Source organism: Stenotrophomonas sp. 10N36 (genome assembly GCF_056395005.1).
Genome location: NZ_JBFTIS010000007.1, coordinates 1 through 11,458 on the forward strand (window position 1 = coordinate 1; position 11,458 = coordinate 11,458).

Here is an 11,458-nt window from a genome sequence, read left to right on the forward strand (position 1 = left end):
CACTTCTCCGGACACAGGCCGTCCGATAGAAGACAAATTCGGTTTAACGCGTCCCCATCGTCTAGAGGCCTAGGACATCACCCTTTCACGGTGGCGACCGGGGTTCGAATCCCCGTGGGGACGCCAGCTACAAACAACAGCCCCCGGCATTGCCGGGGGTTTTTGTTTGTGTGCCCTCAACACGCGCACCGACCCACGGTCGGCATCCACGCCCTTTCGTACCGACCAACGGTCGGTACCTACCGCACCACCTTGGCCATGCCCACCGATCGCGGCGCGGTCAACGCAAAGCCGAACTGCGCATACAAGCTGTGCGCGTCGCCATCGGCGATCAGGCTCACGTACGCGCCCACCGCATTGGCCTGCAGCCACGCGTCCAGTTCGCGCATCACCGCCTTGCCCAGCCCCTGGCCCTGCCGCTCGGGCACCACCGCGATATCCACCACCTGCAGGAAGCAGCCGCGGTCGCCCACCAGCCGGCCCATCGCCAGCAGCTGTTCGCCCTCGCGGATGCTGACCCCGAACACCGTATGGGGCAGACCCAGCGTGGCCGCCTCCCGTGTTTTCGGGCTGAGCCCGGCGCGCACCCGCAGGTCGCAGTACTCGGCCACGCTGGGCGGATGGGGAATGCACTTCAGACCAGCAGGCAGGGTCATGGAACGGCTCGCACACGTGAACAGGTTGCCAGCATGCCGCATCGGTTTCTCATCCGTTGATACCAACCGGCCTATGCTGTCCCCTGCCCCTTTCGCCCGTCCCTGCCCCATGTGTTATTCCGCCCAGATCCGCGCCGATTACACCAAGCTGGTGCGGGAATACGGCGCCATGATGTCGCTGGACGAATTCGCCCAGCTCTACGCCCACGATGCCGGCAAGCAGCGCCCGAAAACGCCCAAAGCAATGGACGACGGCTTTGCCGGCGCGCGCACCGCGCAGGGCCAGGACATCGTGGCAAAGATCCAGCAGTGGCATGCCGAGGAAATGCAGGCATTGGACGCGGAGATCCGCGTGCAGGGCGAACGCCGCGACGCCGCTCACGCCAGCCTGGCCGCGCGCCCCACGCAGAAGGCACGCAATGAGGCGCGCATCGCCACCAACCGGGTCGAACGCGCGCAGGCGCGGCTGGACGACCTGCGTCGCACCGGGCTGCTGCCGCGCGACAGCCGCATCTTTCCCGGCGTGTATGCACCGGTGATCGTGTCCGAGCGCGGCCAGCGCGTGATCAAGCCGATGCGCTATCAGTGCCGCCTGCCGGACACGCCGGCACGCCACGACACGCTGTACCCCGGCACGTACAACGCGCGCCGCGACAGCCTGGGCGGATACTGGAAGCCCGCGTTCGGGCATTGCCATGGCGTGGTGGTGGTGCAGTCGTTCTACGAACACGTGCCGCGGCATGCGCTGGAGCAACGCACCCTCGCACCCGGCGAGAAGGCCAGCAACGTGGTGTTGGAGTTCCATCCGCAGCCACCGCGTGACCTGCTCATTGCCTGCCTGTGGTCGGAATGGGACGGCCCGGAGGGGCGGCTGCTGTCCTTTGCGGCCATCACCGACGAACCGCCACGCGATATCGCCGCGGCTGGCCATGACCGCTGCATCATTCCGATCCGGCCGGACAACCTGGATGCCTGGCTGAACCCGGATCCCAGCGATCTGGATGCGCTGTATCGCATCCTGGACGACCGTGAGCCGGTCAGCTACGCCCACACCGAAGCGGCGTGAGCAAAGGCGTCAGCTGGCGACCGATGCGGCCTGCAGCGCGCGTTCCAATGCCGCGTTGAGTTCCGCGGTGAGGTATGGCTTGGTCAGCATCACGCCGGCGCGGAATACCGCTGGCAGGTGGTCCGGCGCCATGCCGGTGGCCAGCACGAACGGAATGCCACGGGCGCTCAAGGCGGCCGCGACCGGTTCACTGGTTTCGTTGTTGGCCAGCCGGTAATCCAGCAGGGCCACCTGGGGTTCGGAGTCGCCCAGCAGGCGCAGCGCGTCGGCAACCGACGCCGCCGGGCCGACGACGACCGCGCCGGCCTGGACCAGCTGCATCTGCAGCAGGGCCGCACTCATTTCGTCGTTCTCGACCACGAGTACCCGAAGATCCTGCAATGCGCTCATCCCGGCTCTCTGTATGGTTCAGCCCGGTGAGTATAGCGTCCCGCCCCGATGAAGATCGACCCTCAGATGAAGCGTTCAGGGCTGCACAGATCTCCACAATTTGTATACACTACGCGGCCAGCCAGCCGAAGTGGCGGAATCGGTAGACGCAGCGGACTCAAAATCCGCCGCCCTTAAAAGCGTGTGGGTTCGAGTCCCACCTTCGGCACCATGGAATTGCACAGGCCAGATCTTCGGATCTGGCCTTTTGCATTTCAGGGGCTGCCGAAAGGCAGCCCCTTCCGTGAACTCACTCGGTGGATTTCGAGGCAGCAGCTGCTTTGGCAGCGGCTTCGGCAGCAGCATTGGCCGCAGCCTCCGCCGCGGCGGCAGACGCAGCCCGTTGCTGCAGCACGGCGACGTGCGCCGGCACGTCCGTCGTCGGCGGCGGGGTCTCGCGCCACACCAGCGCCAGAACGCAATCCTGGGCCTTGCGCCGGCACATCGCTTCGGCCTTGCGCTGGGCAGCACCATCCTCTTTTTCAGACAGCGCAAAGCCCAGGGCGCGGGTGCCGGTGTACACCGCGGAGAATCCCGGCGCGGCGGTACTGACATGGCTCGCACAGTTCGGTGAACGCTGCACGCAGTAGCTCAACGCCTGCTGCACTGCCGCGCTGACGGTGCGCTGGTTCATCGAATAACCGTAAACACCGGTAGTGGTGTCGTAAAACACGGCCGACGCCGCGTTGGCGGCGCCCGCCGCGGCTAGTGCGACGAGAAGTACTGCGCTGCGTCCTGCTGTCATTGACATGGGGGTGGTCTCGACCTTCCGTTGGAAGGCCGAGTATCCCAAAGCCCACTACCAATGGCACGCAGGTAGCGCTCCGATACGGTGTCAGGCAAAGGCGACGTTCACACCAGCCGCAGCGCCGGTTGGCCATGTCCCGCTGCTGCGATGGCCTGCCGCGCGATGCCCGCACTGGCCTCCACCCGGAACGCCGCCACTGTGTGCAGCAACTGGGTGGCCTGCTCTTCCATGCTGCGCGCGGCGGCGGACGCCTCTTCCACCAGCGCGGCATTCTGCTGGGTGCCTTCGTCGATGTGGTCGACCGCCTGGTGAATCTGCCCGATGCTTTCGCTCTGCTGCTGGGCCACCGCACTGATCTCGCTGATCAACGCACTGACCCGCTTCACGTTGACCACGATCTCATCCATGGTGCGGCCGGCACTCTCGACCTGGCCGGTGCCAGCGCCGACTTTCTCCACCGAATCGGCGATCAACTGCTTGATCTCCTTGGCCGCGCCCGCCGAGCGCTGCGACAGCGACCGGATCTCCGAGGCGACCACCGCAAAGCCGCGGCCATGCTCGCCGGCGCGCGCGGCTTCCACCGCCGCGTTGAGCGCCAGAATGTTGGTCTGGAAGGCGATGCCGTCGATGACACCGATGATGTCGACGATCCGACGCGACGATTCGTTGATCAGTGCCATCGTGTGCACCACTTCATGCACGACATGGCCGCCCTGCGCAGCCACGTCGACCGCGCCGCTGGCCAGCTCGCTGGCCTGGCGGGCGTTGGTGGCGGTCTGCTGCACGGTGGCGGTGAGGCCCTTCATCGAGACCGCGGTTTCCTCCAGCGATGCGGCCTGCTGTTCGGTACGCACCGACAGGTCGCTGTTGCCTTCGGCGATCTCGCTGGCACCCACCGCGATGGTGTCGGCGGCGAACTTGATCTGCGCGATGATCGAGGCCATCGCCTCCACCAGCGCATTGATGCCTTCGCACAGCTCGGCGATCGGGCCGTTCTTGTCTTCGGTGGCGATATGCCCGGTAAGGTCACCGCCCTTGGCCGCAGCCACCACCTCGCGGGTCTGCGCCACGGCGTGCTGCATGGCCAGGCTGTCGCGCACCTGGGCGGTGATGTCGGTGGCGTACTTGACCACCTTGAACGGGCGGCCGTTCATGTCCAGGATCGGGTTGTACGACGCCTGGATCCACACCTCGCGGCCGCCCTTGCCGAAGCGCCGGTACTGGCCGGCGTCGTACTCGCCCCGGCCCAGTTTTTCCCAGAACCGGGCGTAGTCCGGGCTCTGCCGGTGCTCGGGTTCGACAAACATGGCGTGGTGCTGGCCGCGCACTTCCTCCAGCGTGTAGCCGGTGGTGGCCAGGAAGTTCTCGTTGGCCGACAGGATGCGGCCGTCCAGGCCGAATTCGATGACCGCCTGCGACTTGTTGATCGCCGCCAGCTGACCGGACACATCGGCGGCCTGCTGCATCTGCGCGGTGATGTCGGTGGCGAATTTGACCACCTTGTAGGGACGCCCGTTGCCATCCAGCACCGGGTTGTAGGAGGCCTGGATCCAGATCTCGCGGCCGCCCTTGCCCAGCCGCCGGTACTGCCCGGCGTCGAATTCCCCGCGCCCGAGCCGCGCCCAGAAGTCGCGGTACTCCTGGCTCTGCGCCAGGGCCGGTTCGACGAACATGGCGTGGTGCCGGCCCTGGATTTCATCCAGCCCATAGCCCACGGCCTGCAGGAAGTTGTCGTTGGCCTGCAGGATGGTGCCGTCCAGATCGAATTCGATCACCGCCTGCACCCGGTGCAATGCGGCCACCTGGGCTTCCAGCTCGCACTGGCGGCGCTGCGCGGCCACGTTGGCGGCCTGGCGTGCGTGGCCCATGGCGGTGACGCTGGCTTTCAGGGCCTGCCACAACGAGTGGCTGGCAGCGGCGTCGGTACGTCCTTGCACATGCGCGTGCATACCTGAAGTAAGCATCATCTGATCCTCGGTCCCTGGCGTGCTGGAATCCGACGGGCACCATGCCCGTCGGCACTTCGTCTGGCGTGGGAGGTGCGGCGACGTCATGGCTCACGTCGCTTCTGCGGCTTTGTACAACTGCAGTACTGCATCCGGCAGACAGCCTGTTGCAAAGTCACGCGAGCCCGGGCCGACGAGAGGTGGCGGGGCACCAGCGCGGAGCGACGGAGGCTCCAGATTAAATATCGACTGCCGTGCAGGAAGCTTTAGGGTGGGTTCAGAAAAAAGTTCACCCGGTGTCAGCAGAGCTCCGGGGCCACCCGTCAGCCTTCCCCGCCCTCGGTGGTCTCGACGTCCAGGGGGTCCAGCCCCTCCATGGTCGGCGTCTCCACCTGCACGTTGTTCTTGCCCGCCGCCTTGGCCAAGTAGCACTGCGCATCGGCCGCGGCCACCGCGTCGTCCACGCTCATGCTGCCGCCGATCGCGGCGATGCCGATGCTGGCACCGACGCTGAGCCGCTGCAGGTCCCAGGGAATGGTCAGCGTACGAACCCCGTCCAGCAGGTCGCTGGCGATGCGCCGGGCACGCTTGAGCGAGCAACCGGCCAGGATCACCGCGAACTCGTCGCCGCCCAGCCGCGCCACGATGTCCGAATCGCGCACGCCGTGGCGCAGCACGTTGGCCACCGCCCAGAGCATGGCATCGCCGGCCAGGTGGCCATGGCTGTCGTTGACCGGCTTGAAGTTGTCCAGGTCGATGAACATCAGCGAGGCCGACTGCCCGGTCCGGGCGACCCGGGTGATGGCCTGCTGCAGATGGGCTTCGAACCCGCGGCGGTTGCTCAGCTCGGTCAGCGGGTCGACCTCGGCCAGGTGGCGCGCTTCGCGCTGGCGGGCACGTTGCTGGGTCACATCGCGGATCACCCAGACCGCGCCACTGACCTGGCCGTCCTCGGCGCGCAGCCAGGCACGGGTGAGATCCACCGGCAGCAGCTGCGCGCCCACCGACAGCAGCAGGTCCGAATGCAGGTCCACCGCGTTGCTCTCCGGGTCGAGCAGCACGGCGATGTCCAGCGGCGAGCGCGGCGCGTATTCGGTGGTCAGCTCCATCACGTCCTGGATCTGGCCGCCGGTAAGGGGCGCGGCGCCCTCCCCGGCCAGCGCGCGGGTGGCCGCGGCGTTGGCGTACTGGATCAGCCCGTGCAGGTCGAGGGTGAGCACCATGTCGGCCACCGCATCCAGGGTGACGCGGGTGCGCTGCTCGGATTCGCGCAGTTGCAGGCTGCTCTGGCGCTGGGCGGTGACGTCCTGGATCTGCGACACGAAGTGCAGCGGCTCGCCGTGTTCGGAACGCACCAGCGACACCGACAGCCGGCCCCACACGATGTTGCCGCGCTTGCCCAGGTAGCGTTTGTCCATGTGGTAGTGGTCGCGCCGCCCGTTGAGCAGGTCGGCGACCAGGGCCAGGTCGGTATTGAGATCGTCTGCATGGGTGACGGTCTGGAAGTCGACTGCGAGTAGTTCGGCGCGGGTGTAGCCCAGGATGCCGCACAGCGCATCGTTGACGTCTAGCCAGCGCCCTTCCAGCGAGACCAGGGCCATGCCGAGCGCGGCCGAGGAAAACGCGCCGGCGAATTTCTCGGCCGCCAGATACGCCTGCTCGCGGACTTCCAGCAGCGGGGTGATGTCCACCGCCATGCCGACGTAGCCGATCCGATGGCCGTCGTTGCCATCCAGCGGGCTGATCGACAGCCGCACCTGGCGGCGCTCGCCGTCCTTGCGCACGTACGTCCACTGGTGCGACCAGGTGCCCTGTGTGGCGTGCGCGGTGAGCGCTTCGAACACGGTCGGCACGCGCCCATCGGCATCGGCCTGCGGGCGCAGGTACTCCATCATTTCGTCCGGGTCATGGAACAGGCCCGGGTTGACCCGCCCGATCACCTCGGCGGGCGTGTAGCCCAGCAGTTTCTGCGCACCGGTGTTGAACAGGTTGACGACGCCATCGATGTCGGTGGCGATCACCGCCACTTCGTCGGACGCATCCACCACCGCCTGCAGGCGCTGGCGCATGTTGGCCGCGTCCTGCCGCGCAGTCTGCAGGTCGGTGACGTCGGCGTGTGCCCCGGCCATCCACTGCGGCTGGCCGTGCGCGTCCCATTCGTAGACGCGGCCGCGGTCCTGCACCCAGATCCAGTGGCCGTCCTTGTGACGCATGCGGCACAGGCTGTCGTAGTGCGGCGAGCGCCCTTCTAGGTGTTCGCGCAGCCGCGCGTTGGACTGGGCCAGGTCGTCGGGGTGGACCAGCCGGAAAAACGTGTCGGGGGTGATTGGCGCCAGTTCGTCGCGGGTGTAGCCCACGATCTGCGCCCAGCGTTCGTTGACCCACATCCGGCCGTCCTGGACATTCCATTCCCAGGTGCCGGCACCGGTGCCGTCGATGATCATCTGCAGGCGCCGGTGGCGCTCGGTGATGTCACGCAACGCCGCGCCGGTGCCGTGCGCGTTGCCGGCCGGATCGTGGCTCATGCGCACGGCCACGCGCGCGGACGGACGCCGTGCCGTACGGCATCTGGCCCCGCCCGACCTTCCGGCCCTGCCTGGTGCGTTGTCATATGGCCTCCCCGGCGCCTGCCCAGCCTACGGGCATTTGAGGGGAAGTGTGACCAACACGGAGTGAAACCAGAAGTGCCGTGCCCGCCAGAGACGCCAAGGGCCGCACGCGGCGGCCCCTGGCGGGTGGATCCAGGCCGGTTCAGCCGCCGCGTTTGGCGCGGGCGAAGGCGTCGGCCAGGGCGTTGTTGGCCGGCGGCGCCGCACTGCCCGGGCGCGGGCCGGGAGCGGCGCCACGGCCACCATTGCGCTGCCCCCCGCCGCCGCCATCACGGCGACCGCCACCGGCAGGCCGGGCATCGCGCTCGCCCGGGGCCTTGGCCGGCGCCGGGGTGTCGTCCAGGCGCCGGGTCAGGGCGATGCGCTTGCGCGCCACGTCCACCTCCAGCACCTTCACCTTGACGATGTCGCCGGCCTTGACCACATCACGCGGGTCTTTGACGTAGGTGTCCGACAGCGCCGAGATGTGGATCAGGCCATCCTGGTGCACACCGATGTCCACGAAGGCACCGAACGCGGCCACGTTGCTGACCACGCCCTCCAGGATCATGCCCGGCTGCAGGTGCTTGAGTTCTTCCACGCCCTCAGCGAAACGCGCTGCCTTGAACTCCGGGCGCGGGTCGCGGCCGGGCTTTTCCAGTTCCTTCAGGATGTCGCGCACGGTCGGCACACCGAAGGTGGCGTCGGTGAACTGTTCGGCCTTGAGCCCGCGCAGGAAGCTGCCATCGCCGATCAACGCCTTGATCGGGCGTGCGGTGGCGGCCACGATGCGCTCCACCACCGGATAGGCTTCCGGGTGCACCGAGGAGGCATCCAGCGGCTGGTCGCCATCGGCGATGCGCAGGAAGCCGGCGCACTGTTCGAAGGTCTTGTCGCCCAGGCGCGGCACCTTGAGCAGGTCCTTGCGGCGCTTGAACGGACCGTTGTCGTCGCGGTGGCGCACGATGTTCTCGGCCACCGTGGCCGACAGCCCGGACACGCGCGACAGCAGCGCTGCCGAGGCGGTGTTGACCTCCACGCCAACCGCGTTGACGCAGTCTTCGACACGCGCATCCAGCGCACGCGCCAAGCGGTACTGGTCCACGTCGTGCTGGTACTGGCCCACGCCGATCGCCTTGGGTTCGATCTTGACCAGCTCGGCCAGCGGATCCTGCAGGCGACGGGCAATGGAAACTGCGCCGCGGATCGACACGTCCAGGTCCGGGAACTCCTTGGCGGCGAATTCGGAGGCCGAGTACACCGACGCGCCGGCTTCGCTGACCACGATCTTCTGCAGCTTGCCGTCGCCCAGTGCCTTGATGACCTCGCCGGCCAGCTTGTCGGTTTCGCGGCTGGCCGTGCCGTTGCCGATCGCGATCAGTTCCACGTTGTGCTTGAGGCACAGCTGCTTGATCGTCTGCAGCGACTGGTCCCACTGCCGGCGCGGTTCGTGCGGGTAGATGGTGTCGGTGGCCACCAGCTTGCCGGTGGCATCGACCACGGCGATCTTGCAGCCGGTGCGGATGCCCGGGTCCAGCCCGAGCACGCTCTTGGGGCCGGCCGGGGCGGCCAGCAGCAGATCCTTGAGGTTGTCGCCGAACACGGCGATCGCCTCGGCTTCGGCCTTCTCGCGGGCCTGGTTGAACAGGTCCAGCAGCAGGTGCATGTGCAGCTTGGCGCGCCAGGTCAGGCGGCACGCGTCGAGCAGCCAGCGGTCGCCGGGGCGGCCGGCGTCGGCGATGCCGGCCTTGTAGGCCACCCGGCCTTCGGCATACACATGGCCGGCTTCGGCCTCGGTGCCCGGGTCCAGTTCCAGGAACAGGATTTCCTCGCGGCGCGCGCGGAACAGCGCCAGCAGCCGGTGCGAGGGAATCTTCGCCAGCGATTCGGCGTGTTCGAAGTAGTCGCGGTACTTGGCGCCCTGCTCTTCCTTGCCTTCGGCGACACGCGCACGGATGACCCCGTTTTCGCCAAGCCAGCTGCGCAGCTCGCCGACCAGCGCGGCGTCTTCACCCCAACGCTCCATCAGGATCGCGCGCGCGCCTTCCAGCGCGGCCTTGGTGTCGGCCACGCCCTTGTCGGCATCGACGAAGGTGGCACCGAACACCTGCGGGTCCAGGCTTGGATCGGCGAGCAGGCCATCGGCGAGCGGTTCCAGCCCGGCTTCGCGCGCGATCTGGGCGCGGGTGCGGCGCTTGGGCTTGTACGGCAGGTACAGATCTTCCAGGCGCGACTTGGTATCGGCGCCGAGGATCTCGTTGCGGAGTTCGTCGGTGAGCTTGCCCTGTTCGTCGATGCTGGACAGCACGGAGGCGCGGCGGTCTTCCAGCTCGCGCAGGTAGGTCAGGCGGGTTTCCAGGTTGCGCAGCTGGGTGTCGTCCAGGCCGCCGGTGACTTCCTTGCGGTAGCGGGCAATGAACGGGACGCTGGCGCCTTCGTCCAACAGGGCGATGGCGGCACGCGCCTGGGCAGGCTGGGCACCGATTTCATCGGCGATGGTCTGGGCGATCTGCTGGGCGAGCTTGATGTCAGGCATTGCTTCCGGCCGGAGCCGCAGTACGGAAAGTCCCGATTGTGGCAACGCACGGCGGCGGGGGGAAGGCGTTGACAGCGGGGGGCGAACCTGTCGCCCGCGGGTGTCCTGCGTAGAGCCGGGCTCTGCCGGGCTTCTCACGACAATCGACTCGCCCACCGTAGAGCCGGGCTCTGCCCGGCTGCTCATGACGATCGAATCGCCCACGGTAGTGCCGGCCGCTGGCCGGCTCCTCGTTACGGTCGGGGTAGACGGACAGCCGGGCAGAGCCCGGCTCTACATCGGGGAGGCTGGAAGTGCAGCCGGGCAGAGCCCGGCTCTACGGGGTTCGGGTGTGCGTGGAGCCGGCCAGCGGCCGGCACTACCCTGCGTTGGGGAGCCGGCCAGCGGCCGGCACTACGGTTCGGGAGCCGGGCAGAGGCCGGCGCTACGGCCGCGTCAGCGGTAATGCTGGGCGGTGCGCTGGTGGACGATTTCGTCGCGCAGGGATTCCAGCGCCATTACCCGGATCTTGCCGATGCCCGGCAGTTCCATGAAACGCTCGGTGTAGATCTCCGGCCCGGCGTCAGTATCGGCCCGGGACTTGCTGAAACCGTGGGGTACTACGCCTTTGTCGCCATCCTTGCTACCACCGACATAAAGAACGATTGCCATGTGATGTGTTCCTCCTGTGACGCATCATGCAATTACAACAGGCGCCAGTTTAACGTGCCGAACCTGACTGATCCGTCATGCAGGCTAATAACCTTTGTTTGCATGCAGATGACGTCGCGTTGCGCGACGTTTTATTTACACCGATTTAACGCCGCACTAACGCCAGGCGCAGCGGGTCACGGCACACCCGGCCACCAGCCGCGGCCGGTCATGGCGTACACATCGGCGGCGCGTTCGAACGGGTTGCGCGCGCTTACCCCGCCACACACCAGGTACACCGGCAGGTACAGCGGGCCCAGCACCAGATACTGGTACACGTGCGCGCGCTCGTGGTCGTGCAGGCCGATCACCGGCTCGGTGCAGTGCCCGGCCTGGTGGGCATAAGTGCGGCAGGCCACGTCCAGCACCGGGCCGGTGTGCAGGATGACGTTGCCCAGCGTGATCGCCCCGCCCGGCCCCCACGGCCAGTCACGGAACACGATGGCCAGATCGCGGCGGTTCCAGGACGGGCGCGCGCCGGCCACCATCCCGGCCAGGCCGCCGATCAGACCGATCAGGGTGTTGGGCGCGGTCCACAGCGCGCCCAGCCCCTGCAGGACGCGCAGCGCCAGCGGTGGCAGGCTCAATCGGCCTCGTTGGGGATCAGCAGCCACAGGATCAGGTAGACCAGGATGCCCGGGAAGGCCGCCGACAGCACCGAGACCAGCACGAACAGCACCCGCACCAGCGTGGAACCCCAGCCGAAGCGGTGCGCGATGCCGCCCATCACCCCGGCGATCATGCGGTCGTTGAGCGAGCGCGACAGCGTGCGCGGCGTGGCGTTCATGACAGCGGTCTC

At 67.6% G+C, this 11,458-nt stretch carries 10 protein-coding genes and 2 tRNA genes; 3 read left to right on the forward strand and 9 right to left on the reverse strand.

Annotated features, from left to right (window positions below):
• The first annotated feature begins 50 nt into the window (after nt 1–50).
• A tRNA-Glu gene (locus AC1DCJ_RS08715) sits at nt 51–126 on the forward strand.
• A 113-nt stretch (nt 127–239) separates the two neighbouring features.
• Here the strand turns inward: AC1DCJ_RS08715 and AC1DCJ_RS08720 are convergent.
• Nucleotides 240–656 (reverse strand): GNAT family N-acetyltransferase, encoded by a 417-nt coding sequence (locus tag AC1DCJ_RS08720; RefSeq protein ID WP_478070708.1) that lies wholly within the window; start codon nt 654–656, stop codon nt 240–242.
• A 109-nt stretch (nt 657–765) separates the two neighbouring features.
• Here AC1DCJ_RS08720 and AC1DCJ_RS08725 point away from each other — a divergent pair, with 109 nt between their 5' ends.
• Entirely contained in the window at nt 766–1,722 is a 957-nt protein-coding gene (locus AC1DCJ_RS08725; RefSeq protein WP_478070709.1) for an SOS response-associated peptidase family protein, read from the forward strand.
• Nucleotides 1,723–1,731: 9 nt separating this feature from the next.
• On the opposite strand, the gene AC1DCJ_RS08730 is transcribed toward AC1DCJ_RS08725, so the two are convergent.
• Nucleotides 1,732–2,112 carry a response regulator gene (locus tag AC1DCJ_RS08730; protein WP_448136019.1) on the reverse strand — a complete coding sequence of 127 codons (381 nt, stop codon included), beginning with the start codon at nt 2,110–2,112 and terminating at the stop codon, nt 1,732–1,734.
• 124 nt (nt 2,113–2,236) lie between these two features.
• On the opposite strand from AC1DCJ_RS08730, the gene AC1DCJ_RS08735 reads away from it, so the two are divergent.
• Nucleotides 2,237–2,323 (forward strand) — tRNA-Leu (locus tag AC1DCJ_RS08735).
• 78 nt (nt 2,324–2,401) lie between these two features.
• Here AC1DCJ_RS08735 and AC1DCJ_RS08740 read toward each other — a convergent pair.
• From AC1DCJ_RS08740 to AC1DCJ_RS08770, 7 genes are all read right to left on the reverse strand, one after another.
• Nucleotides 2,402–2,902 (reverse strand): DUF4189 domain-containing protein, encoded by a 501-nt coding sequence (locus tag AC1DCJ_RS08740; protein ID WP_478070710.1) that lies wholly within the window; start codon nt 2,900–2,902, stop codon nt 2,402–2,404.
• Nucleotides 2,903–3,003: 101 nt separating this feature from the next.
• Nucleotides 3,004–4,767 (reverse strand): methyl-accepting chemotaxis protein, encoded by a 1,764-nt coding sequence (locus AC1DCJ_RS08745; protein WP_478070814.1) that lies wholly within the window; start codon nt 4,765–4,767, stop codon nt 3,004–3,006.
• A 401-nt stretch (nt 4,768–5,168) separates the two neighbouring features.
• The gene (locus AC1DCJ_RS08750; RefSeq protein WP_478070711.1) at nt 5,169–7,370 is read right to left on the reverse strand and encodes a PAS domain S-box protein; all 2,202 of its coding nucleotides are present in this window, start codon (nt 7,368–7,370) and stop codon (nt 5,169–5,171) included.
• 226 nt (nt 7,371–7,596) lie between these two features.
• Nucleotides 7,597–9,969 carry a Tex family protein gene (locus tag AC1DCJ_RS08755; protein ID WP_478070712.1) on the reverse strand — a complete coding sequence of 791 codons (2,373 nt, stop codon included), beginning with the start codon at nt 9,967–9,969 and terminating at the stop codon, nt 7,597–7,599.
• Between the two features lie 435 nt (nt 9,970–10,404).
• Nucleotides 10,405–10,620, reverse strand: a complete 216-nt coding sequence (locus tag AC1DCJ_RS08760; RefSeq protein ID WP_137189720.1) for a hypothetical protein — start codon at nt 10,618–10,620, stop codon at nt 10,405–10,407.
• A gap of 176 nt (nt 10,621–10,796) precedes the next feature.
• A complete protein-coding gene (locus AC1DCJ_RS08765; RefSeq protein WP_313245484.1) occupies nt 10,797–11,246 on the reverse strand; it encodes a hypothetical protein in 450 nt (149 codons plus the stop codon).
• Nucleotides 11,243–11,446, reverse strand: a complete 204-nt coding sequence (locus AC1DCJ_RS08770) for a PspC domain-containing protein (protein ID WP_314405108.1) — start codon at nt 11,444–11,446, stop codon at nt 11,243–11,245. The genes AC1DCJ_RS08765 and AC1DCJ_RS08770 overlap by 4 nt, the downstream gene beginning before the upstream one ends.
• Nucleotides 11,447–11,458 lie beyond the last annotated feature (12 nt).